At 71.4% G+C, this 22,786-nt stretch carries 20 protein-coding genes and 1 tRNA gene; 9 read left to right on the top strand and 12 right to left on the bottom strand.

Annotation, left to right across the window (positions count from 1 at the left end; genetic code table 11):
* Positions 1–106: 106 nt before the first annotated feature.
* The gene (locus tag ACFV0T_RS05960; RefSeq protein ID WP_385774895.1) at positions 107–706 is read left to right on the top strand and encodes a histidine phosphatase family protein; all 600 of its coding nucleotides are present in this window, start codon (positions 107–109) and stop codon (positions 704–706) included.
* A 507-nt stretch (positions 707–1,213) separates the two neighbouring features.
* Here ACFV0T_RS05960 and ACFV0T_RS05955 read toward each other — a convergent pair.
* The gene (locus ACFV0T_RS05955; RefSeq protein ID WP_385774893.1) at positions 1,214–2,692 is read right to left on the bottom strand and encodes a hypothetical protein; all 1,479 of its coding nucleotides are present in this window, start codon (positions 2,690–2,692) and stop codon (positions 1,214–1,216) included.
* Positions 2,693–2,947: 255 nt separating this feature from the next.
* Between ACFV0T_RS05955 and ACFV0T_RS05950 the strand changes: the two genes are divergently transcribed.
* Both ACFV0T_RS05950 and ACFV0T_RS05945 read left to right on the top strand, forming a co-directional pair.
* Positions 2,948–3,394 (top strand): hypothetical protein, encoded by a 447-nt coding sequence (locus tag ACFV0T_RS05950; RefSeq protein WP_385774891.1) that lies wholly within the window; start codon positions 2,948–2,950, stop codon positions 3,392–3,394.
* Between the two features lie 36 nt (positions 3,395–3,430).
* Positions 3,431–4,300 (top strand): spermidine synthase, encoded by an 870-nt coding sequence (locus ACFV0T_RS05945; RefSeq protein WP_385774889.1) that lies wholly within the window; start codon positions 3,431–3,433, stop codon positions 4,298–4,300.
* A gap of 73 nt (positions 4,301–4,373) precedes the next feature.
* Here the strand turns inward: ACFV0T_RS05945 and ACFV0T_RS05940 are convergent, their stop codons facing one another.
* Positions 4,374–4,895, bottom strand: a complete 522-nt coding sequence (locus ACFV0T_RS05940; protein ID WP_385774887.1) for a hypothetical protein — start codon at positions 4,893–4,895, stop codon at positions 4,374–4,376.
* Between the two features lie 98 nt (positions 4,896–4,993).
* Here ACFV0T_RS05940 and ACFV0T_RS05935 point away from each other — a divergent pair, with 98 nt between their 5' ends.
* From ACFV0T_RS05935 to ACFV0T_RS05925, 3 genes are all read left to right on the top strand, one after another.
* The gene (locus tag ACFV0T_RS05935; protein WP_385774885.1) at positions 4,994–5,704 is read left to right on the top strand and encodes a response regulator transcription factor; all 711 of its coding nucleotides are present in this window, start codon (positions 4,994–4,996) and stop codon (positions 5,702–5,704) included.
* Positions 5,701–7,077, top strand: coding sequence for an ATP-binding protein (locus ACFV0T_RS05930; protein WP_385774883.1), 1,377 nt, complete (start codon positions 5,701–5,703; stop codon positions 7,075–7,077). Before ACFV0T_RS05935 ends, ACFV0T_RS05930 begins: the two co-directional genes overlap by 4 nt.
* Positions 7,078–7,238: 161 nt before the next feature.
* Positions 7,239–8,711, top strand: coding sequence for a cellulose binding domain-containing protein (locus ACFV0T_RS05925; protein ID WP_385775107.1), 1,473 nt, complete (start codon positions 7,239–7,241; stop codon positions 8,709–8,711).
* Between the two features lie 154 nt (positions 8,712–8,865).
* Here the strand turns inward: ACFV0T_RS05925 and ACFV0T_RS05920 are convergent, their stop codons facing one another.
* The 4 genes from ACFV0T_RS05920 to ACFV0T_RS05905 all read right to left on the bottom strand — a co-directional run bounded on the left by ACFV0T_RS05920 (position 8,866) and on the right by ACFV0T_RS05905 (position 13,703).
* The gene (locus ACFV0T_RS05920) at positions 8,866–10,296 is read right to left on the bottom strand and encodes a GH1 family beta-glucosidase (protein WP_385774881.1); all 1,431 of its coding nucleotides are present in this window, start codon (positions 10,294–10,296) and stop codon (positions 8,866–8,868) included.
* Positions 10,297–10,441: 145 nt separating this feature from the next.
* The gene (locus tag ACFV0T_RS05915; RefSeq protein ID WP_385774879.1) at positions 10,442–11,353 is read right to left on the bottom strand and encodes a carbohydrate ABC transporter permease; all 912 of its coding nucleotides are present in this window, start codon (positions 11,351–11,353) and stop codon (positions 10,442–10,444) included.
* Positions 11,350–12,378, bottom strand: coding sequence for a carbohydrate ABC transporter permease (locus ACFV0T_RS05910; RefSeq protein WP_385774877.1), 1,029 nt, complete (start codon positions 12,376–12,378; stop codon positions 11,350–11,352). Before ACFV0T_RS05910 ends, ACFV0T_RS05915 begins: the two co-directional genes overlap by 4 nt.
* Positions 12,375–13,703 (bottom strand): ABC transporter substrate-binding protein, encoded by a 1,329-nt coding sequence (locus ACFV0T_RS05905; RefSeq protein WP_385774875.1) that lies wholly within the window; start codon positions 13,701–13,703, stop codon positions 12,375–12,377. The genes ACFV0T_RS05910 and ACFV0T_RS05905 overlap by 4 nt, the downstream gene beginning before the upstream one ends.
* A gap of 354 nt (positions 13,704–14,057) precedes the next feature.
* On the opposite strand from ACFV0T_RS05905, the gene ACFV0T_RS05900 reads away from it, so the two are divergent.
* Complete coding sequence (locus ACFV0T_RS05900) at positions 14,058–15,113, top strand: LacI family DNA-binding transcriptional regulator (RefSeq protein ID WP_385774873.1); 1,056 nt, start codon at positions 14,058–14,060, stop codon at positions 15,111–15,113.
* A 616-nt stretch (positions 15,114–15,729) separates the two neighbouring features.
* Here the strand turns inward: ACFV0T_RS05900 and ACFV0T_RS05895 are convergent.
* From ACFV0T_RS05895 to ACFV0T_RS05875, 5 genes are all read right to left on the bottom strand, one after another.
* Positions 15,730–16,236 carry a GNAT family N-acetyltransferase gene (locus ACFV0T_RS05895; RefSeq protein WP_385774871.1) on the bottom strand — a complete coding sequence of 169 codons (507 nt, stop codon included), beginning with the start codon at positions 16,234–16,236 and terminating at the stop codon, positions 15,730–15,732.
* A 70-nt stretch (positions 16,237–16,306) separates the two neighbouring features.
* Positions 16,307–16,379: transfer RNA gene (locus ACFV0T_RS05890), tRNA-His, on the bottom strand.
* A gap of 110 nt (positions 16,380–16,489) precedes the next feature.
* Positions 16,490–17,098 carry an oligoribonuclease gene (gene orn / locus ACFV0T_RS05885; protein ID WP_385774869.1) on the bottom strand — a complete coding sequence of 203 codons (609 nt, stop codon included), beginning with the start codon at positions 17,096–17,098 and terminating at the stop codon, positions 16,490–16,492.
* A gap of 247 nt (positions 17,099–17,345) precedes the next feature.
* The gene (locus ACFV0T_RS05880) at positions 17,346–18,575 is read right to left on the bottom strand and encodes a helix-turn-helix domain-containing protein (RefSeq protein ID WP_385774867.1); all 1,230 of its coding nucleotides are present in this window, start codon (positions 18,573–18,575) and stop codon (positions 17,346–17,348) included.
* Positions 18,576–18,953: 378 nt separating this feature from the next.
* A complete protein-coding gene (locus ACFV0T_RS05875) occupies positions 18,954–19,295 on the bottom strand; it encodes a hypothetical protein (protein WP_385774865.1) in 342 nt (113 codons plus the stop codon).
* 294 nt (positions 19,296–19,589) lie between these two features.
* Between ACFV0T_RS05875 and ACFV0T_RS05870 the strand changes: the two genes are divergently transcribed.
* Together ACFV0T_RS05870 and ACFV0T_RS05865 are read left to right on the top strand one after the other, a co-directional pair.
* Entirely contained in the window at positions 19,590–20,117 is a 528-nt protein-coding gene (locus ACFV0T_RS05870; protein ID WP_069764167.1) for a universal stress protein, read from the top strand.
* 151 nt (positions 20,118–20,268) lie between these two features.
* Positions 20,269–20,835 (top strand): GPR1/FUN34/YaaH family transporter, encoded by a 567-nt coding sequence (locus tag ACFV0T_RS05865; RefSeq protein WP_385774863.1) that lies wholly within the window; start codon positions 20,269–20,271, stop codon positions 20,833–20,835.
* A gap of 124 nt (positions 20,836–20,959) precedes the next feature.
* Here ACFV0T_RS05865 and glmS read toward each other — a convergent pair whose 3' ends face one another.
* A complete protein-coding gene (gene glmS / locus ACFV0T_RS05860; protein ID WP_385774861.1) occupies positions 20,960–22,777 on the bottom strand; it encodes a glutamine--fructose-6-phosphate transaminase (isomerizing) in 1,818 nt (605 codons plus the stop codon).
* Positions 22,778–22,786: the final 9 nt, after the last annotated feature.

The following is a 22,786-nucleotide window of genomic DNA, read 5'->3' as shown; positions in this document are numbered from 1 at the left end:
GCCCCCGGCCCTCAAAGACGCAGAGATCGCCCCCCGGGTTGCCCCTGCCCGGGGTGAGCGATGATGGAGGGGTCCCGTTCGAAGATTTCTCCCGGAAAGGTCCCTCATGGCACCGCGCATCCTGCTGGCCCGGCACGGACAGACGGAGTGGTCGCTGTCCGGCAAGCACACCGGCAGGACCGACGTGCCCCTGCTCGAAGAGGGCCGGCGCGGCGCGAAGCTCCTGGGCGAGCGGCTGCACCGGGCGCCGTTCGACGGGCTGCCCGGTGTCGAGGTGCGCACCAGTCCGCTCGTACGCGCGCGTGAGACGTGCGAGCTGGCCGGTTTCGGTGAGCGCGCGCGTGCCTGGGACACGCTCATGGAGTGGGACTACGGAGCGTACGAGGGCATGACCCCGGCCGAGATCCAGGCCGTGCGGCCGGGCTGGCTGATCTGGCGGGACGGTGTGCCCGAGGGCGAGAGTCTCGCCGAGGTGAGCGCGCGGGCGGACGAGGTGGTCGCCTGGGCGCGGGCGGAGGACCGGGACGTGCTGGTGTTCGCCCACGGGCACGTGCTGCGGTCGATCGGTGCCCGGTGGCTGGGGCTGCCGATCGGGTTCGCGGCGCGGATACGGCTGAATCCGACGTCGCTGTCGGTGCTGGGGTGGGCCTACGGGGAGCCGGCGATCGAGGCCTGGAACGACCTGGGGCACCTGGCGGCCGCCTAGGGCGTGTTCGGAAGTGGCGTCGTCCGCCCGGAGGGCGGGGTCCGCGGCGTCCGGTGCGGTGCGTCGCAAGGCGGAGGGGCGTCCGCGTACCGGGCGTACGCGGGCGATCCCGACGACGCGGCGGGGGGCCGTGCCAGGCGTCGCGGGCCGGACGGGACTTTCGGAACACGACCTGGTGCCGTGGCAGGCGACGTTCGCCCGTGCAGGAGCGGCGTCCGGTGCGTGCTCCCGGCGTGCCGGCCGGAAGTCCTCGTACTGGTCGTACGTGGGCTTTCGGCCGGTGCGGCGAGAGGGCGTGCCGGGCGTCGCGACGGGGCCAACGTTGCCTGCCACGGCACTAGCTCGTACCCGGTCCGAGGCAGGGGCGCACGGCCCGGTGCTGCGGCTGGGGTGTGTACCGCGGGATGTGTTCCGCGGCGCTGCGGTGCTGTGGCCGGGGGCGGGTCGCGCGGCCCGGCGCTCGCGGGGTGCCGCCCTCGGCGGCACGACGGTCAGTGGTGACGGCGGTCACGCCTTCCGCGGGAGCGACGCGTGCCGGTCCAGGAATGTCGAGACTCCCGAGGCCCGTCGGTGCGGGAGCAGGACCCGGGCCGTGGCCGCCAGCATCGTCTGGATGCGTGACGACTGGACCTCGTCCAGGAGGTCCAGCACCCGCATCCCCGCCGTCGCCGCCTCGTCGGGGCGGCCGCCGCGGGCCAGGTCGTCCGCGAGCTCGGCCGTGTAGAGGGCGATGTTCCGGGTGAAGTGCGGGTCCTGGAGGTGCGCCGCCCGCGCGGCGTGCCGGGCCGCCCGCTGCCAGTCGCCCAGGGTGGACCAGCACTGTGCCTCCAGGCCCTCCAGCTCGGCCTCTCCGTAGAAGCTCATCCACTCGGGGTCGGCTTCGCAGGGGCCCCGGTCGTAGAGGGCCTGGGCCCGCACCAGTGCCTGTTCGCAGCCGGTGCGGTCGGCGAGACCCGCCCAGCCGCCCGCCTCGCGCAGCGCGAGCAGCGACATCAGGCGTGCGGAGCCCAGCGGGCGTGCCACGCGCTGCGCCGCCTGGGCCGCCCGGACCGCCTCCCGGGGGCGGCCCGCGTCGCGGGCGAGGAAGGCCGTGTTGCAGAAGGCGTGGGCCTCCAGCGCGGGGTCGCCGGTCACCCGGGCGGTGGCGAGCGCCTCCGCGTAGTGCGAGCGGGCGTCGTCGTAGCGGCCCGAGTCATGGGCCAGCCAGCCCACGGAGATGGCCAGTTCACCGGCGCCCGAGTGCAGTCGCTCGGCGGTCGTCTGCCGGGTCGTGTTGGCGTCCAGCAGCGCGTACGCGGTGCGCAGCGGGGCCGCCGCGCGCCGGTAGAGGCCGTCGGCGCCGTGCCGGTCGTCCAGCAGCCGGATGCGGCGGACCGCGTCTTCCAGGGCGCTCGCCTCGCGAACGCCGACGCGCGGGGACGGGCGGCCCGCCGCCGCGGCGTCGTGGGCGAGGCCCAGGGGGGCCAGCGAGACGGCGGCCATGGTGGCGCCCCCGCCGGTCATGAATGCGCGACGCAGCACGTCGCTCTCCTCGTGGTCGTGGTGCGTTTCGTACGGGTCCTGCGGATCGTGCGTGTCCTGCGTCTCATACGGCTCGTACGCCTCGTCCGTCTCACTCGCCCCGTGCGTCGCACTCGTGGCATGCGCCGGGCTCATGGCGTGAACCGGGGGCGCTTCCTCGTCCGGGCGCGCGCCTCGTCCGCGCACGGACGAGCGGGGCGCGAAGCCGAGGTCGGTGAGCGTGCGCCCGGGGTACATGTGCAGGAACACCCGTTCGTACGCGTAGTTGGGGCAGCGGATCTCGCCCGCCTCCACCCGGCCGATGTAGCGCGCGTCGCAGCTGACCTGCTCGCCGATCTCGCGAGCGGCCCGCCGTACCAGCGCGGCGAACTCGGCCGGCGAGCGCTGTCCGCGCAGCCGCCGGAAGGCGAGGTTGGGCCGTGTGGGCCGGTTGGGCTGGGGCAAGGGCACCGTTGACGACGCCATGGCCGGGTCCTCTCGTGCGAACCGACGAACCATGCCGGAATCGGGGCGAGTTGTCCGTGTGACACCCTGTTTCCGGCGGGCAAGAACGTACCTGCTGTGGTCGGCCCACCACGCAGGGTTTAGCTACAAACCGGATATCTCATCCACGATCTGCCATGAACTGCCATCCTTTGCGGCGGACTTCCGCCGTAGCCCTTGACGCCGCGACGCGTTGAACCGCACGGACTGCAAGTGGGTTCTGTGGTGGAGGCCGGGATGGAGACCAGCCGGAGCGTCGATCCTCGTACGCCGCCGACGACGGTGGGGCGCCCGTCGGCCCCGGAGTGTGCGGAGTGTGCGGTGCCGCCGACCGGGGCCGCGGTGTGCGACCTCGTCACGGTGTCGGCCCGGCAGGGGCTGGAGGCGGTCGACATCCTGCGGCGTGGGGCCGGGGACGCGGTGGGACCCGTACTGCACGACGACGGGTGCGACACCCTCGGCTTCCTCGTGCCGTCGGGGACCGCGGCCGCGTGGGACGTCCCCGGCAGCACGTGCACGGAGACCGACGGGCGAGGACTCAGGCTCCACCCGGAGCCGCCGGTCGAGGGCTCGGACTGGCTGCTCCCGCCCGGCGAGGCGGACCTCGCGACCGACCCGGCGGTGCTGCGCCGGGCGCTGGGCGAGGCGGCCCGGCTCATCGAGGCGGCGGACAGCTGCCGCTGAGCGGCACGAGTACCAGGGGCTTGCGACAATGACCCCATGGGAAAGTCCAGGAACCCCCGGCGCCGGCCGGACGCCGACGACGCCGTCGTCGAGGCCGTCGACGGCGGGCTCGCCGAGCTGATACCCGACCGGGACCGGGCGCGGGCCTGGACACTGCTGATCGACGGCGCCCCGCAGTCGCACGTCGACCTCGACGACCCCTCGTACCTCTCCTTCGAGTACCAGCGCCGCCTCGGCCACGTCATCGACCTGGCCGCCCCGCCCGGCAAGCCCGTCCACGCCGTCCATCTCGGCGGCGGCGCCCTCACGCTCGCCCGCTACGTCGCCGCCACCCGCCCCCGTTCCACCCAGCAGGTCGTCGAGCGGGACGCGGCCCTTGTCCAACTGGTGCGCCGAAAACTGCCGTTGGAGCAGAACGCGCGGATACGGGTCCGGTCCACGGACGCCCGGGACGGGCTCGCCAAGGTGCCGGACGGCTGGGCCGACCTCGTCATCGCCGATGTGTTCAGCGGAGCCCGCACCCCCGCCCACCTGACCTCGACCGAGTTCCTCGACGAGGTACGCCGGGCGCTGAAGCCCGGCGGGCTCTACGCCGCCAACCTCGCCGACGGCCCGCCGCTCGCCCATCTGCGCGGCCAGATCGCCACCGTCGCCGCCCGGTTCGCGGGACTCGCCCTCGTCGCCGATCCGACGGTGCTGCGCGGCAAGCGCTTCGGCAACGCGGTGCTCGTCGCCTGCGACCTCCCGCTGCCGGTCACCGAACTGACCCGCCGCGCCGCCTCGGACCCGCACCCGGGGCGGGTCGAACACGGCCGGACGCTCGCCGACTTCACCGGCGGGGCCGTCCCGGTCACGGACGCGGCGGCGGTGGCCTCACCGGCCCCACCGCCGTCCGTCTTCCGTTAGGACCCGTCCCGATACCTGTCCAGGACCGTCCCGATAGCCGTCCAGGAGCCGTCCTGACGCCCGGTCCGGTGGCTCAGTACGTGCCGACCTCCACCCGGGGCGGGCCGTCGTGCCAGGTGCAGAACACCGACACCCGGTCCGCGCCCGAGCTGAACTCCACCCGGATCCAGCTCTCCGTCGTCCACACCTGCATCGACCAGCCGGAGCCGGGCGTCGCCGACACGAGCGTCGCGGAGGTCTCGCCGATGTCGAAGACCGCGCGGCCGCCGTCGGTGTCGTAGCTCTTGACCCGGCCCGTGGCCGTGGCCGAGGGGGTGGGGGACGCGCTGGGGCTCGCGGTCGGTGCCGACTTCGAGGGGGTCGGCGTGGGGGTCTTCGACTCGGCCGACCGGGTCTTCGAAGGGGTCGGCCGACGGGTCGACGAGGCCAGTGGCTTCGACTCCTGCGTGGTCGCGTCGGCCGCCGTGATGGGCAGCGCGCGCGGCGGGTCGTAGGCCGTTCCCGTCATCACCGTGTGGACACCCCACCACGACAGCGTGACCGCCGCGCCCGTGGCGAGCGACCAGGCCAGTACGTGTACGAGTGCTCTGCGCATCGCGGGCCATACTGCCTCACACGTCCCACGGTTCGCACATGCTCGGAGTTATCCACAGGCGCCGGACGGTGCGGCGCCCATGGCGTACGGTGCGGCGCATGGCAAGTGTGCTCGTGGTCGAGGACGACCAGTTCGTACGCTCGGCGCTCATCCGGCACCTGACCGACGCCGCACACATCGTGCGCAGCGTCGGCACCGCGCTGGAGGCGCTGCGCGAGGTCGCCCATTTCCGCTTCGACGTCGTCGTTCTGGACCTCGGCCTGCCCGATCTCGACGGGTCCGAGGCCCTGAAGATGCTGCGCGGGATCACGGACGTCCCCGTGATCATCGCCACCGCCCGGGACGACGAGACGGAGATCGTCCGGCTGTTGAACGCCGGAGCGGACGACTACCTCACCAAGCCGTTCTCGGTCGAGCACCTCTCGGCACGGATGGCCGCGGTCCTGCGCCGGTCCCGGGCCGCGGGCGGCGAGCCCGCGCCGTCCACCGTCCTGCGCGTCGGCGGCCTGACCGTCGACCCGCTGCGCCGCCAGGCCGAACTGGACGGCGTACGGCTCGACCTCACCCGCCGTGAGTTCGACCTGCTCGCCTTCCTGGCCGGGCGGCCCGGTGTCGTCGTCCCCCGCAGGGAGCTGCTCGCCGAGGTCTGGCAGCAGTCGTACGGCGACGACCAGACCATCGACGTCCATCTCTCCTGGCTGCGCCGGAAGCTGGGCGAGACGGCGGCGCGGCCGCGCTATCTGCACACCCTGCGGGGCGTCGGCGTGAAGCTGGAGCCGCCCGGCGCGGACGCGGAGCGGGTCCGATGAGGTGGGCGCTGGTCAGGGTGTGTCTGGCGGTCACCGCGATGGTCGTGGTCGCCTTCGCGGTGCCGCTCGGGCTCGTCATCAAGGAGATGGCCCGGGACCGTGCCTTCTCCAACGCGGAGCGGGAGGCCGCGGCGATCGTCCCCGCCCTGTCCATCACCACGGACCGTGACCAGCTGGAGCGCGTCGTCGCCTCCGCGGGCTCCGACGCCGGGATGGCCGTGCACATACCCGAGGTCGACGGCAAGGCGGCCGTCGACCTGGGACGACAGCGCGCCGCCGACGAGGACATCGCGACCGTACGGAAGCTGGGGCGCGCCTCCACCACCGAGGTGCCCGGCGGCTCCACCCTGCTCCAACCGGTCGCGCTCAGCTCCGGCGCGATGGCCGTCGTCGAGGTGTACGTCCCCGAGTCCGAGGTCAGCAACGGGGTCGGCACCGCCTGGGCGGTGCTCGCCGCGGTCGGCGCCGCGCTGGTCGTCGGCTCGGTGGCGGTCGCCGACCGCCTGGGGGTGCGGATGGTGCAGCCCGCGCAGCGGCTCGTGGAGAGCGCGCACGAACTGGGGGAGGGACAGCTGGGCGCGCGGGTGCCGGAGGAGGGGCCGACCGAACTGCGGCTGGCGGCGGTGGCGTTCAACTCCATGGCCGACCAGGTCGTCCAACTGCTCGCCAACGAGCGGGAGCTGGCGGCCGATCTGTCCCACCGGCTGCGCACACCCCTGACGGTGCTGCGGCTCAACGCCGCCTCGCTCGGTGACGGGCCGGCCGCCGAGCAGACCCGGGCCGCGGTCGCCCAGCTGGAGCGCGAGGTCGACACCATCATCCGCACGGCCCGCGAGGCCAAGCCGCAGACCGCGGCGGCCGGGCCGGGGGCCGGGTGCGACGCGGGCGAGGTGGTGCGGGAGCGGATGGCCTTCTGGTCGGCGCTCGCGGAGGACGAGGGCCGCAAGGTGCGGGTGGCCGGCGTCGACCGCCCGGTGCGCATACCCGTGGCCCGCTCCGACCTGGCCGCAGCGCTCGACGCCCTGCTCGGCAACGTCTTCCGGCACACCCCCGAGGGCACGGCCTTCGCGGTCGACGTGCACAACGGCGAGGACGCGGTGATCGTGCTGGTGTCGGACGCGGGCCCGGGGATCCCGGACCCGGCGGCGGCGATGGCACGCGGGCGGGGCTCGGGCAGCGACGGCTCGACCGGGCTCGGCCTGGACATCGTGCGACGGCTCGCGGAGTCGACGGGCGGGGACGTACGCATCGGCTCGTCCGTGCTCGGCGGCACGGAGGTGCGGATCTGGATCCAGCTGGACGGGCGCGAGCCGGTGCGCAGGGGGCATCGCGGCACCGTACGGCGGCGGAGACGCGGGGCCGGGGTGCGCTGAATCGGTCTCTGCCTTTAACCGTCCCCGATCCCTTCCTTAAGCGCACCCTAAGATCCTCAACAGCCGTCCGGATGAACCGGCTTGTCCGATTCCGGATCGCTAGCGTGCTGCCGCGTCCCAGGTCTGGGAGTCCCCCCGTGAGCAGTGAAGGCAGGCACGTGATGAGCACGCACCGGCGCAGGATCAGTGGCAGGAACAAGGCGATCGGCGGACTGGTCGCCGCGGCCGTGGTCGGCGGTGGCGCGCTCGTCCTCACCGGCACCGCGCAGGCGGCCGGCATCGGCGCCGCGTACACCAGGACCAGTGACTGGTCGACGGGTTACACCGCGCAGTACGTCGTCACGAACACCAGCGGTCAGGCGGAGAAGGACTGGACCCTGGAGTTCGACCTGCCCTCCGGCGCCACGCTCAGCTCCCTCTGGAACGGCGAGTCGAGCGTCAAGGGCATACACGTCACCGTGAAGCCGCCGAAGTGGGACACGGACGGACTGGCGGTCGGCGAGTCGACCACCGTCGGCTTCGTCGTCAACGGCGCGGGCGACCCGACCGGTTGTCTCGTGGACGGCGCGAAGTGCTCCACGGACGACGGCGCGACCCCGGAGCCGAGCGGCCGTCCGACCCGGTCGGCGACCCCCACCCCGTCGGCCACCCCCACTCCCACCCGGACGGCCACGTCGCCCCCGTCCCCGTCCCCGTCCCAGAGCACGGGCACGGGCACCGGAACAGGCACCGGCACGACGGCGGCCGCAGGCTTCGCCCCGTACGTCGACACCTCCCTCTACCCGGCCTTCGACCTGCTCGCGAGCGCCGCCGCGACCGGCGTCAAGGACTACAGCCTCGCCTTCGTCACCGACGGCGGCGGCTGCACCCCGAAGTGGGGCGGTGTCACGGACCTGGCGAGTGACGGGGTCGCCGCGCAGATCGGCGCGCTGCGCGCCAAGGGCGGTGACGTCCGCGTCTCCTTCGGCGGCGCGTCCGGCTCCGAACTGGCCACGACCTGCGCCTCGGCGGACGCGCTGGCGGCGGCGTACGGCAAGGCCGTGGACGCCTACAAGCTCACCAAGGTCGACTTCGATGTCGAGGGCGGCGCGCTGCCCGACACGGCGGCCAACACCCGTCGCGCCCGGGCCATCGCCGAGCTCCAGGCCCAGCACCCGGGCCTGGACGTCTCCTTCACCCTCCCGGTGATGCCCGAAGGCCTGACCCAGGACGGCGTCAACCTCCTGTCCGACGCCAAGTCCAACGGCGTGAAGATCAACACCGTCAACATCATGGCGATGGACTACGGCCCCTCCTACAGCGGCGACATGGGCACCTACGCCGAGCAGGCCGCCACCGCAACCCAGGCCCAGATCAAGAGCGTGCTGGGCCTCTCCGACAGCGCGGCCTGGAAGGCGGTCGCCGTCACCCCGATGATCGGCGTCAACGACGTCGCGTCCGAGATCTTCAAGGTCGACGACGCCACCCAGCTGGTGAACTTCGCCAAGTCCAAGGGCCTGGGCCGGCTGTCCATGTGGTCCGCCACCCGTGACAAGCAGTGCGACGGCGGCACCAGGCCCACCGCGGACGCCACCTGCAGCTCGATCACCCAGGACCGGTTCGCGTTCTCCAAGGCGTTCGGGACGTACAACTAGTCACGCGTTCCACCGGCAGCCGGTCATGCGTTCCACCCGCAGCCGGTCACACGTTCCACCGATGCGCGCACAGCAGGGCGCGGTCCGCCCCCACGGCGGACCGCGCCCCTCGGTCGGACGTCGGCCGCCCCCACGACGGGCCGCGTCCGGCCGGTCAGGAGGCGGACTCGACGCTGGGCAGTGCCCCCGTCCGGGCCGCCTCCCCGTACCAGCGGGCACTCGACTTCGGCGTACGGGCCAGGGTCGAGTAGTCCACGTAGACCGCGCCGAACCGCTTGCCGTAGCCGTAGGCCCACTCGAAGTTGTCCAGCAGGGACCACAGGTAGTAGCCGCGGACGTCCGCGCCGTCGGTGATGGCGCGCCGGACGGCCGAGAGATGGCCGTGCAGGTAGGCGACGCGCTCGGGGTCGTGGACGCGGCCGTCCGGGTCGGGCTTGTCGTCGTAGGCCGCGCCGTTCTCCGTCACGTACAGGGGCAGGCCCGGGGCCTCCCGCGTGTACCGCATGATCAGGTCGTGCAGGCCCGTCGGGTCGATCGTCCAGCCCATCTCCGTGCGCTCGCCCGGGGTCTGGTGGAAGTCGACGTCCTCGGCGCCCGGCCACGGGGAGTGGTCGCTCGCGCCGTGCCCGTCCGCCCGCGCGCCCTGGCCCGTCGGCTGGGCCGCCGACACCAGCGTGGGCGTGTAGTAGTTGAGGCCCAGCGCGTCCAGGGGCTGGTGGATGGCGCGCAGGTCGCCGTCGAGGACGTAGGACCAGTCCGTGATCGACGATGTCGCCGCCAGCAGGGTCTGCGGGTACGCGCCGTGCAGGATCGGCCCGTGGAAGACGCCGTTGGCGAGGTCGTCGATGCGGCGGGCCGCGGCCAGGTCCGCCGGGTCCTGGGTGAGGGGGCGGACCACCGAGGAGTTGAGGCTGATCGCGACCGAGTTGCGGGCCGGCATCACCGAACGGAGTGCGGTCGTTCCCAGGCCGTGTGCCAGGTTCAGGTGGTGCGCGGCCCGCAGGGAGGCTTCCGGGTCCGTGCGGCCGGGGGCGTGCACGCCGGAGCCGTAGCCGAGGAAGGCGCTGCACCAGGGCTCGTTGAGGGTGATCCACTGCTCCACGCGGTCGCCGAGCGCCTCGCCGACGATCCGCGCGTACTCGGCGAAGCGCAGCGCCGTGTCGCGCTCCGGCCAGCCGCCCGCGTCCTCCAGTTCCTGCGGCAGGTCCCAGTGGTAGAGGGTGACGGCCGGCTTGATGCCGTGGGCGAGCAGGTCGTCGACCAGACGGCGGTAGAAGTCCAGGCCGACCTGGACCGCCGGGCCCCGGCCGGTCGGCTGCACCCGTGACCAGGAGATCGAGAAGCGGTAGGCGTTCAGACCGAGGTCGGCCATGAGCGCCACGTCCTCGGGGAAGCGGTGGTAGTGGTCGACAGCGATGTCACCGGTCTCGCCGCCGGCTGTCCTGCCGGGCGTATGGCTGAAGGTGTCCCAGATCGAGGGGGTGCGGCCGCCCTCCCGCACCGCCCCCTCGATCTGGTACGCGGAGGTCGCGGCACCCCAGAGGAAGGCGGACGGGAAGGTCTCGGGCGTAACGGACTCAGACATGGAAGCGCTCCCATGGGAGGTCGGGGCAACCGACGGAAGGAAGAAGGAGGAAGGGAGGGAGGGAGAAAGAGGAGACAGAGGAGACGAGGGAGGGGAGGAGGGGCCGGGGCGGCGGTGGCCCGGCCCCCGGAGGAGGGCGGGGGCGTCAGCCCTTGATCGCGCCCTGCATGATCCCGCCCACGATCTGCTTGCCGAACAACAGGAAGGCGATCAGCAGTGGCAGCGTGCCGAGCAGGGCACCCGCCATGATCACGGCCTGGTCGGGGATGTAGCCGGTGCCCAGCGAGTTCAGGGCGACCTGCACCGTCGGGTTCTGCTGGTTGAGCGCGATGATCGGCCACAGGAAGTCGTTCCAGGCCATCACGAACGTCAGCAGGCCGAGCACCGCCATGGCCGGCCGCGCCGCCGGGAAGACGACGTGCCACACGACCCGCAAACTGCTGGCGCCGTCGACCCGCGCCGCCTCGATCAGCTCGGTGGGCAGCGCCTGCACCAGGTACTGCCGCATGAAGAACGTACCGAAGGCACTGACCAGGGTGGGCAGGATGACCGTCTGCAGCTGGTTCGACCAGCCCAGGTCGCTCATCCACAGATACAGCGGCACGACGGCCAGCTGCGGCGGGATCATCATCGTGCCGATGGTCAGCAGCAGCAGAAGGCCGGAGAACCTGAACCGCAGCTTGGCGAAGGCGAACCCGGCGAGCGTGGAGAAGACGACCGTACCGACGGTGATGGTCCCGGCGACGATCGTGGAGTTGACCATCGCGGTGCCGAGCCCGGCCTGGTCCCACGCGGTCTGGAGGTTCTTGAACAGGTTCCCGCCGAACCACAGCGGCGGCGGTGTCTGCGCCAGCCGCGCGTTGTTGCGCGAGGCGGCGACGGCCGTCCAGACCAGCGGAGCGAGCGAGACCAGCGCGAAGACGGTCAGCACGACATAGGTGACCGGACCCGCGTGCAGCTGCTTGCCCGCGCCGAGCACCCGGCGGCGTCCGGTACCCCGGCCGTCCGGGGTCCCCTTCGCTCCCGTCTTGGGGACAGTCAGTTCAGTGGTGGTCATTGGGATTTCCTCAGCCGTCGGGTGACCAGCAGGTTGATCGCGGCGACGATCAGCAGGATCAGGAACATCGTCCATGCGATCGCCGACGCCTTGCCGAGGTTGCCGATGCCCCAGCCCTGGTCGTACATGTAGAGGCCGAGCGTCTGGTACTGGTGCGCGGAGCCGCCCTTCGAGCCGCTGACCCCGCCGAACAGGAGCGGCTCACCGAACAGCTGCGTCGCGCCGATCGTCGACACGACCACCGTGAACAGGATCGTGGGCCGCAGCATGGGGATCGTCACGTGGCGGAACTGCTGCCAGCGGCCCGCGCCGTCCAGGGCCGCCGACTCGTAGAGGTCGGTGGGGATCGCCTGCATCGCCGCGAGGTAGATCAGCGCGTTGTAGCCGGTCCACCGCCAGATCACGATCGACGAGACGGCGAACTGGCCGCCCCAGTCGGACTCGCGCCAGTTGATCGGGTCGACCCCGACGAAGTGCAGCAGCCAGTTGATCATCCCGCCGTCCCACGAGTACAGCAGCGTGAAGACGAGCGTGGCCGCCGCCACCGAGGTGGCGTACGGGGTGAGCATCACGACCCGCCACACGGTCGAGCCGCGCAGCCGGTAGTTGAGCAGGTGGGCGATACCGATCGCCATGAGCAACTGCGGCACCGTGGAGATCACACCGATGGTGAAGGTGTTCTCCAGGGCGTTCCAGAAGAACTCCGAGGACAACAGGTTCTTGTAGTTGTCCAGCCCGGCCCAGGTCTGGTGATCCAGGCCCGACAGCTGCACGTTGTGCAGCGAGTACCAGGCCGTGTACAGCAGCGGCACGAGCCCGAAGGCCCCGAAGACGATGAAGAAGGGGGCGACGAACGCGTACGGAGACGCCTTCATGTCCCAGCGGTACAGCCGGCTGCGCCAGGAATTCGGGCCCGGCGGCGGCGTACCGCGACCCTGAGCGCCCCGGGCCGCGCCCGGCTGGGAGCCGGGCGCGGCGTCGGCGCTCGTCGCGGGGTGCGAGAGAGCCTCCTTGGAGCTGGTCACTGGCCGAGCACGTCCTTGATCTCCGCCTTGGCCGCGTTCCAGCCCTGCTCGGGAGACTTGCCCTTCTGCTCGACCTGGAGGATGCCCACGTCGGTGATCGCGGTGCCGATCGGCTGGTCCTTGGTGCCGAACGTCTGGACGGGGATGGTCTTCGCCGAGTCGGCGAAGATCTGCGTGATCGGCGCGTCCGAGAAGTACGAGGTCGTCGCGGCCGCCGGCTGCAGGCTGTCGTACGCCGCCGGGGTCGACGGGAAGCTCGCCTGCTTGGCGAAGACCTTCGCCTGCTGCTCGGGCGCGGTCAGCCACTTGGCCAGGGCGATGGCCTCCTTCTGGTGCTTGCCCGCCGTCGGCACGCCGATGAACGAACCACCCCAGTTGGCCGCGGTCGGCGCGGCCGCCACGTCCCACTTGCCCTTGCCGGCGTCACCGGACTTCTCCTGGATGTAGCCCATCATCCAGGCGGGGCAGGCCACCGTCGCGAACGAACCCTTGGCGAAGCCCTGGTCCCATGTCGGGTCGAACTGCTTCAGCTTCGCCGACATGTCGCTGGTCGCCACCGTCATCGCGGCGTCCCAGGACTTCTTCACGCCCGAGGACTTGTCCCAGATGACGCTGCCGTCCTTGTCGTAGTACCGCTCGCTCTCGCCGCCGAGCGCCGCGTTGTAGACCGAGGAGGCGGAGTCCACGAACTTGGTGCCGCTCGGCGCCTTCTTCATGTACTGCTTGCCGAGGTCGACGTACTTGGCCCAGTCGCCCTTCCACTGCGCGGCGAGCTTGGCGCGGTCGGTCTCCAGGCCGGCCTTCTCGAACAGGTCCTTGCGGTAGCAGATCGCCATCGGGCCGATGTCCGTACCGAGCCCGATGGTCTTGCCGTCCTTGGTGGTGGCCTGGGCGAGCTTCCAGTCCAGCCACTGGGACTTGTCGACCTCCTTGCCGAGGTCGACGAACTTGTCGGCCTGGGTCTCGACGGCCTCGGTGACGTTGCCGACCTCGATCGCCTGGATGTCGTCGGTGCCGGAGCCGGCCTGGAGGCGGGTGAGGGTCTTCGGCCAGTACACGTCGGTACGGGTGGTGACGTTCTCCTTGATGGAGATGTCCGGGTGGAGCTTCATGTACTCGTCGTAGAGGCCGGCCTGCTTGTAGCCGAAGACGCCGAAGGTGCCTATGGTCAGGGTGGTCTTGCCGTTGGCGTTTCCACCACCGTTGTTCGAGTCCGACGAGCCGTCGTCCGAGTCACTGGCACAGCCGGCCAGCAGCCCCGTAGTCAGCGCGGCGACGGCGGCGAGGGCCATCAGCCGGCGGGACCGGCGGGTACTCGTGCGCATTGCGTCCTCCTGTTGCCTGACGTGCCGACCCCCCGGCCAACTGCATTGGTGGCGCCCGTTGTTCTCGCTGCGGCTCGGGCGGGGAACGTGCGGGATGTGTATGTGTCAGGTACCGTGGGAGCGCTCCCACAGGTGATGTGTTGAAGAGTCGTCGGTCCGCGCGGGGGTGTCAAGGGACCGGACACGGAGAGATGCGTTCAGTTATCGGCCTGTTAGCTAACCGGAGTTGGCGGAGCGCAAAATGAACAGGTCGGTGCATTTCGGTCCGGCTCGGGGCGAAGGCTGAGATCATCGACGCCGGAGCAGGACTGTTAGATTCCAGGCCAACGTAAGGTCGACGGGGAGGCGGAGCCCATGGCAGGCCACGGAACGCGGAACCGGAGCGGCGGCCGGCCGACCCTCGAAGAGGTCGCCGCGCGTGCCGGGGTCGGCCGCGGCACGGTCTCCCGGGTGATCAACGGTTCGCCCCGGGTCAGCGACGCCACCCGGGCCGCCGTCGAGGCCGCCGTCGCGGAACTCGGCTACGTTCCCAACACCGCGGCCCGCGCCCTCGCCGCCAACCGCACGGACGCGATCGCCCTGGTCGTCCCCGAGCCGGAGACCCGGTTCTTCGCGGAGCCGTACTTCTCGGACATGCTGCGGGGCGTCGGGGCCGCGCTCTCGGACACCGAGATGCAGCTGCTGCTGATCTTCGCGGGCAACGACCGGGAGCGGCGCCGGCTCGCCGAGTACCTGGCCGCGCACCGGGTGGACGGCGTCCTGCTGGTCTCCGTGCACGCCGACGACCCGCTGCCCGACCTGCTGGCCCAGCTGGAGATCCCGGCGGTGATCAGCGGCCCGCGCTCGGCGGCGGAGACGCTGACGTCGGTCGACTCCGACAACTACGGCGGCGCCCGCTCGGCGGTGGAGCATCTGCTGTCCCGGGGGCGCGGCCGCATCGCCCACATCACCGGCCGGCTCGACGTGTACGGCGCCCAGCGGCGTATCGACGGCTATCGGGACGCCCTGCGTGACGCGGGCCACGATCCGGACGAAGGCCTCATCGAGGCGGGTGACTTCACCGAAGGGGGCGGCAGCCGGGCGATGGCGGCGCTCCTCGCCCGTCGCCCCGATCTGGACGCGGTGTTCGCCGCCTCGGACGTGACGGCCGCGGGCGCCCGGCAGGCACTGCGCGAGGCGGGCCGTCGCATCCCGGACGACGTGGCCCTCGTCGGCTACGACGACTCGGCCATCGCCCGGCACATGGAGCCGCCCCTCACCAGCGTCCGCCAGCCCATCCAGGAGATGGGCCGGTCCATGATCGACCTGCTCCTCAACGAGATCGCCGACCGCCGCCCCTCGGTCTCCCGGGGCCTGGAGCGACGCCAGATGGTCCTGGCGACGGAGTTGGTGGCCCGGGCGTCCTCGTGACGGCCCGGCCCGGAGAGCCGCGACCCGACGGCCGGGCTCTGCCCGGAGAACCGCGACCCCCCTTGCCCGGAGATCCGTGACCCGACGGCCATGTCCTGCCCGGAGATCCTCGACCTGACGGCCGAGCTCTGCCCGGAGATCCGCGCCCCCCTTGCCCGGAGATCCGTGACCCGACGGCCCTGTCCTGCCCGGAGATCCGTGACCCGACGGCCTTGTCCTGCCCGGAGATCCTCGACCTGACGGCTTTGTCCTCGTCCGGAGATTCCTTGCGGGGTGGGGTGGGGTGGGGTGGGGTGGGGTGGGGTGGGGTGGGGTGGGGTGGGGCGGGTCTCGGCTATGGCGGCCCAGGTGCGGTGGGCCTGCCAATGCGTCCCGCACCCCGGCGAACGCTTCCCGGGCGCGGGGGAGTTCAGGCGCAGGTGGTGGAGGGTGACACCGGTCGGGTCCCGGTGGCGCCTCCGGACCCCGGCGTGGACCGGTCGGGGTCGCGGCCGGGACCGGTCACCGGCCTGGCGCCGATCTTGGGGGTTCCGTCGTGGACCGGTCGGGTCCCTACGTGGACCGGTCGGGATTTCGGCGTGGACCGGTCGAGGTTCCGGCCGGTCCGTCGGCGGGTCTAAGGCCGGTCCGCGGCGGGCAGGCGCCAGCGGATCTCGCCGTCGTGCACCTCGTCCGTCGGGGCGAGCCCGGCCGCCGACGCGACGGCGGCGGAGGCCCGGTGGTCGGGGTGGATGTGGGCGACGACCGTACGGACGGACCGTTCGTGCAGCCAGGCGACGAGTCCCCGCGCGGCTTCGGAGGCGTATCCGTGGCTCTGCCAGGGTGTGCCGACGACCCAGGCGATCTCCGCGCGGTGCGCTTCGGTGACCGTGGCCTGGACGGTGCCGACCAGACGCTGGTCGTCGCGCCGGCGCAGCACCCAGTTGCACCAGGTGACGGTCGGGTCGGGGGAGCCGGCGACGAGACGCTCGTAGCGGGACCGCAGGGCCTCGGCGGTGTCGGGCGAGCCGCCGATGAAGGCGTGCAGGGCCGGATCGGCCAGGACGCCGGCCATCTCCCGGGCGTGTGCGACGCGCAGGGGAACGAGGTCGAGGCGGGCGGTGCTGACGGGCTCGATGCGCACGATGGTGGAGGTCTCCCGAAAACGCGTCAGCCGGTGACCTTCGTGAGAAGGCCACCGGCTGAACGATCAGGGTGAGTGACGGGACTCGAACCCGCGGCATCCTGGACCACAACCAGGTGCTCTACCAGCTGAGCTACACCCACCATGGACCGGCGGTTGACTTTTCGGTTTCCCCGACCGGCCGAGAAAAAGTGTACAGGGTCCGAAGGGGTGCTCGCGCACGGCTTTTGCGGCGCCCCTCCGAAGGACCCTGCTAGGCCTGCTGAGCAGGCAGGACGTGCTTCGCCGCGATCGTCTTCGCGGTGTCCGAGTCGGGGCCGGGCTGGGGGACGAAGATGGCCTCGCGGTAGTAGCGCAGTTCCGCGATGGACTCACGGATGTCGGCGAGGGCGCGGTGGTTGCCGTTCTTCTCGGGGCTGTTGAAGTACGCCCGCGGGTACCAGCGCCGGGCCAGCTCCTTCACCGAGCTGACGTCCACGATCCGGTAGTGGAGGTAGTCCTCCAGGGTCGGCATGTCGCGGAGCAGGAAGCCGCGGTCGGTACCGACCGAGTTGCCGCACAGCGGAGCCTTGCCGGGTTCCTTGACGTGCTCGCGCACGTACGCCAGGACCTGTGCCTCGGCGTCGGCCAGCGTCGTGCCGCCGGCCAGCTCGTCGAGCAGTCCGGACGTGGTGTGCATCTGGCGCACCACGTCGGGCATCGTCTCCAGTGCTGAGTCCGGCGGACGGATGACGATGTCCACACCTTCGCCGAGCACGTTGAGTTCGGAGTCGGTGACGAGGGCGGCCACCTCGATGAGAGCGTCGTCCGACAGCGAGAGGCCGGTCATCTCGCAGTCGATCCACACCATGCGATCGTTCATGTGTCTAACCTTACGGCGCGCCGCCGCAGGTCGAACCGTTCGTGCGGTGAGCTTGTGGTGGGGAGGATGGGAAGGGCGGGACGAGCCCGGGCTCCGGAACCAGCCGACCCACGCGGCGCGGGGCGGCCGTGACCGGAAATCCCGGCCCTGACCGCCCCGCACCCCGTTCAACCGCTCACTTCACGCCTCGACCGGTCATCACGCCCGGTCACCTCACGTCACGTCGCATCGCGGCACGTTCCTTCCGTCACATCCCGCTCCGCTGTCCGGGCAGGCTGGCCCGGCTCGACAGGTACGGGTCCCGGCCGTTGTCGCCGGGCCCGGACGCCGATGCGGCCAGCGCCGCGGGTGTGCGCCGGGTCTGGGGCGGGACCGGTCCGCTCTCCGGATGCAGCGTGGTCGGCGGACCCGCCTGGACGGGTGCCGTCGGGCCCTCGTTCTCCAGCTGCTTCTCGCTCTGCGGCCGGCGTGCCCGGTACGCGGCCCGGTACGCGGCCGGCGAGGAGCCCAGCTGGCGGCGGAAGTGCCCGCGCAGCGCCACCGGCGAACGGAACCCGCAGCGGCCCGCGACCTCGTCCACCGAGTAGTCCGACGTCTCCAGCAGGCGCTGCGCCTGAAGCACCCGCTGGGTGATCAGCCACTGCAGGGGAGCGCTTCCGGTGAGCGAACGGAACCGGCGGTCGAAGGTGCGCCGGCTCATGTAGGCACGCGCGGCCAGGGTCTCCACGTCGAACTGTTCGTGGAGGTGCTCCAGCGCCCAGGCGACGACCTCGGCGAGCGGGTCGGCGCCGATCTCCTCGGGTAAAGACCGGTCGAGGTAGCGCTCCTGACCGCCACTTCGGCGCGGCGGGACCACCAGACGACGGGCCAGCGCGCCGGCCGCCTCGTTGCCGTGGTCCGTCCGCACGATGTGCAGACAGAGATCGATTCCGGCCGCGGTGCCCGCCGATGTCAGCACATCGCCGTCGTCGACGAACAGTTCGCGTGGATCGACGTGTACCGACGGATAGCGCTTGGCCAGCGTCGGCGCGTACATCCAGTGGGTGGTCGCCGGACGGCCGTCCAGCAGACCCGCGGCCGCCAGGACGAAGGCACCGGTGCACAGCCCGACTATGCGGGCGCCTTCCTCGTGCGCCCGGCGCAGTGCGTCGAGCGCGTCCTCCGGCGGCGGCGAGGTGATCGAACGCCAGGCCGGCACGACGACCGTGCCCGCCCGGGAGATCGCCTCCAGGCCGTGTGGTGCGGTGAGTTCAAGGCCCCCTGTGGTCCGCAGCGGGCCGTCCTCACCTGCGCACACCAGCAGTCGGTAGCGCGGTACGCCGGCGTCCTGGCGGTCGATCCCGAACACCGACAGCGGTATGGAACTCTCGAAGATGGGGCCGCCGCTGAACAGCAGCACCGCAACGATCTCCTTGCGGCGTCGCCCGGAAAGCTTCCGGGCCGTGGCTTCCGGCGCGGCAGCGGAGTCGTGGCTCATACTGCTAAGCCCCCCTCGGTGGTCGCGGCTCCTCGGTTGTGTCGCTCCTGCACGTTTCCCCTCGGTCCTGCACGAGTCCCCCGCCGTAAGACAGTCAAGATCGAATCTACTGTGTCGCACGGTGCCGGCGTGACCAGTTCACCACCCGGCACATTGTCGACATGGCAACTTGGCGTGAAGCATTCGATCACGAAGCGTTGCACTCGTGGGCCGTGCAGGGAAGTGCGCCTTGTCGCAGTGGCCAATCCACGTAGGGTGCGCAGTCCCCCTGAGGCCCTTTCCGTGCAGGTGGAACGGGGGGTAGGGGGTGGTTCCGGTACGGGATGCACAGTCTCAAGAAGTTGGCTGAAAAGAGGCGGGCGCGTGCATAAAAACCGGTCAGCCGACCGGTGTACTCCCTCCCGAGTGCCGCCCGCCTCTGTGCGCCCCCGTTCCACCCCGGTGATGGCGCCCGCGCGAGGGCGCCGACGGTACGCCCTCCTCGGCGCGCAGCCGGGCCGCGCCACGCTCGGACCGGCGCAGCAGGACACGGCAGGCGGACGTGACGGCGGCGAGGCCGAGGGCCGTACCGGTGGCACCCGCGAGCGAGGAGCCGAACCAGAGGAGTACCACCGGGACCAGCACACAGCTGAACGCCGCCCACCGGACCACGTCGGTCACGGTGTCCGGCGTCGGCGGGGTGGCGCGTTGTGCCTCGGGGCCGGAGCTGGGTGAGGGCATGGCGTGCTCCCTGTGACGGTCGTTCACGGGGGTTCAACGCCGGTTCGGGCACGGGGTCACCGAGGGCGGCCGAGTGAATCCTGTGCAAACCTCCTGTACGGGGCAGCAACCATTGCGTTACGGGCGCCCCCTCGTGCATGCTCCGGGGAATCCCGCGGAGCCTGCACGGGATCTGGGCGAAGGAGGCGTGCCGCCGTACCCTTGGGGGTATGGGGTTGGGAAGATGATTCCCGGACACGCCTCCCGTCGCACACTGTCGTCCCCATCCACGAGGATCAAAACGCCGAGACACTCATGGCCGGTCACGAATTCTTCGAACCAGCGGACCGCAAGCGGCCCGTCGCCGATCCCACGGCGGCCGAGCCCCTGGCGGCGGAAGAGCCACGCCACTCGTGCGACCCCGCCTTCAAGCACGGCGTGGTCGTCGGCTTCGACGGCTCCACGTCCAGCGAGCGTGCCCTCGCGTACGCCATCGGCATGGCCCACCGCTCCGGGTCGGGCCTGATCATCGTCCATGTCGCCAACCGGCTGCCCACCACGGTGTGGGCGGGCTGCGAGCCACCGGTCTTCGTGGACGTGCCGGACCACCGGACCGAGGTGCTCGGACTCGAACTCGCCTGCGCCGAGTACCTCGCGGAGGTGCCCTGGATCCTGGTCGAGCGCGGTGGCGACATCTGCCACGAACTCGAAGAGGTGGGGCGGGAGTACGAGGCCGACGCGATCGTCGTCGGGTCCACGCACGGCATCGTCGGACGGATCTTCGGGTCCGTCGCCGGGCGGCTCGCCAAGCGGGCCAAGCGGCCCGTCATCGTCATCCCGTAACGCGCCCCCAGGCTCGGCGAGATGACGGCCGGACGGCATCAACTCCCTTTGTGCGCAGCATAAATCTACTCGCGCGTAGAAAGTGTTTGTGTCCTTGTGAAGGGCATATATCGCTCACCGCGCACCTGCACATGCATGAAGGGAGCCCGCCGTGGACAACGACGTCTCTGCGGGAAGCAACACCACCATCGTCGGCCGACTCGCCCTGGGAATCACCCTGTTGGCGGTCGGACTCGGCTACACGGACCTGATCGACGGCGTGACGGCGGCCGACTCCGTCTCCCTCGCCCACTACGTCGGCGGCGTCGCGCTGTTCGTCGCCGGGCTGCTCGCCCTGCGCGACCGCGACACGGCCGCCGGCACGGCCTACGTGGTCATCGGCGCACTCTGGTTCACCTGGGCCGTCTCGGCCGGCGCCCAGGTCACCGACAACGCCGCGGGACTCTTCCTGCTGCTGTTCGCCCTGGTGGCGCTCAGCCTCACCCTGGCGGGCGGCGACCGGCTCGGCCAGGGCACCTACGGCCTGTTCACCGTCTCGCTCCTGCTGCTGGCCGTATCCCGCTTCGCGGACAGCGGCGCCCTGGCCAAGGCCGGCGGCTGGTTCGCCGTGGCCGCCGGAGCGGTGGCCTGGTACGCGGCGACCGCGGCGCTGGCCCACTGGCCCACCGCACTTCCGCGACGTGCTGCCCCCGGCCGGGGGGTGACGGCCACCGGCTGACCGGCAGCCGCCGCCGGGGCGACGGGCGGCCCCGGCGACAGAGCGGACCCTCACGTGCGGGTGGCACACGTGAGGGTCCGTTCGTTCTGTCGTGACGATTCCGCGGGCCGCGAGGGCGCGGGTTCTACTCCACCGTCACCGACTTGGCGAGGTTGCGGGGCTTGTCGATGTCCCGGCCCAGGGCCTTCGCCGTGTGGTAGGCGAGGAGCTGGAGCGGAATGCCCATCAGGATCGGGTCCAGCTCGTCCTCGTTCTTCGGCACGACGATCGTCTCGTCGGCCTTCTCCTGCTCGCGGTGCGCGACCGCGAGGATCCGGCCACTGCGGGCCTTGATCTCCTCCAGGGCCGCGCGGTTCTTCTCCAGCAGGTCGTCGTCCGGGACGATCGCGACCGTCGGGAGGGCGGGCTCGATCAGCGCCAGCGGACCGTGCTTGAGCTCCGAGGCCGGGTAGGCCTCCGCGTGGATGTAGGAGACCTCCTTGAGCTTCAGCGAGGCCTCACGGGCCACCGGGTAGCCCCGGACCCGGCCGATGAAGAGCATCGAGCGGGCCTCGGCGTACTGCTCGGCCAGCTTCTTGATCTCGTCCTCCCGCTCCAGGATCTCGGAGATCTGGGCCGGCAGCCTGCGCAGCCCCTCGATGATCCGCTTGCCGTCGCGCACCGACAGGTCGCGGGTGCGGCCCAGGTGCAGCGCGAGCAGTGCGAAGGCCACCGTGGTGTTGGTGAAGCACTTGGTGGAGACGACGCAGACCTCGGGACCGGCGTGGACGTAGACGCCGCCGTTCGCCTCGCGGGCGATCGCCGAACCCACGACGTTGACGACACCCAGCACCCGCGCGCCCTTGCGCTTGAGCTCCTGCACGGCCGCCAGCACGTCGTACGTCTCACCGGACTGCGAGACGGCGATGTACAGCGTGTCGGGGTCGACGACGGCGTTGCGGTAGCGGAATTCCGAGGCGGGCTCGGCGTCCGCGGGGATGCGGGCCAGCTCCTCGATCATCTGGGCGCCGATCATGCCCGCGTGGTACGAGGTGCCGCAGCCGAGGATCTTCACCCGGCGCACGGCACGCGCCTCGCGGGCGTCCAGGTTCAGGCCACCGAGGTGGACCGTCGAGAACCGGTCGTCGATGCGGCCGCGCAGCACGCGGTCCACGGCGTCGGGCTGCTCGAAGATCTCCTTGTGCATGTACGTGTCGTGGCCGCCCATGTCGTACGACTCGGCCTCCCACTCCACGGTGGTCGGCTCGGCGGTCGTGCGGGTGCCCTCGGTGGTGTACGTACGGAAGTCGTCCGCCTTGAGGGTGGCCATCTCGCCGTCGTCCAGCGTGACTATCTGCCGGGTGTGGGCGACCAGCGCGGCCACGTCGGAGGCGACGAACATCTCCTTCTCGCCGATGCCGAGGACGACCGGGGAGCCGTTGCGGGCCACCACGATGCGGTCGTTGAAGTCGGCGTGCATCACGGCGATGCCGTACGTGCCCTCGACGACCCGCAGCGCCTCGCGGACCTTGTCCTCCAGCTTTTCCTGCTGGGAGCGCGCGATGAGGTGGACGAGCACCTCGGTGTCGGTCTCGGAGAGGAACTCGACGCCGTCGGCCTCGAGCTTCCTGCGCAGGTCGGAGGCGTTGTCGATGATGCCGTTGTGGACGACGGCGACCTTGTTGTCGCCCGACATGTGCGGGTGCGCGTTGACGTCGGACGGGGCGCCGTGGGTGGCCCAGCGGGTGTGGGCGATGCCCGTGGTGCCCTTGAAGCGCGCCGGGACCTTGGCCTCCAGGTCACGGACCCGGCCCTTGGCCTTGACCATCTTGAGGCCGGCCGTCTTCGGCGAGGTGACGACTATGCCCGCGGAGTCGTAGCCGCGGTACTCCAGGCGCTGGAGGCCTTCCAGGAGGAGGGGGGCGACATCACGCTTACCGATGTATCCGACAATTCCGCACATATATAGGGA

This window comes from Streptomyces sp. NPDC059582 (assembly GCF_042735715.1).
GTDB lineage: Bacteria > Actinomycetota > Actinomycetes > Streptomycetales > Streptomycetaceae > Streptomyces.
Note: the sequence above shows the minus strand (reverse complement) of the source record. Positions and strands in the feature narration are given on the sequence as shown.